The following is a 249-nucleotide window of genomic DNA, read 5'->3' on the forward strand; positions in this document are numbered from 1 at the left end:
AAATAATGGTTATAGAAGAAAGAAAGGAAGGGTTTATGTATGCAATACCCTCAACCAATTTCTAAGTTAATGAAGGTTTTATGAGACTTCCAGGGATCGGTCCTAAAACTGCAGCAAGACTAGCCTTTTACGTACTGGATATGAAAGAAGACGATGTTCTTGATTTTGCCAAAGCACTAGTTAATGCAAAAAGAGAATTAACATATTGTTCAATTTGTCATCATATTACAGACACAGACCCTTGTCGTA

1 pseudogene is annotated in these 249 nt (G+C 35.3%); it reads left to right on the plus strand.

The features are described 5' to 3' along the window. Positions 1 to 39: 39 nt before the first annotated feature. Positions 40 to 249: pseudogene (locus AOA60_RS35065) on the plus strand (recombination protein RecR); the annotation flags it as partial.

It is taken from the genome of Pseudomonas sp. 2822-17 (assembly GCF_002742485.1).
Lineage (GTDB): Bacteria > Pseudomonadota > Gammaproteobacteria > Pseudomonadales > Pseudomonadaceae > Aquipseudomonas > Aquipseudomonas cyclaminis.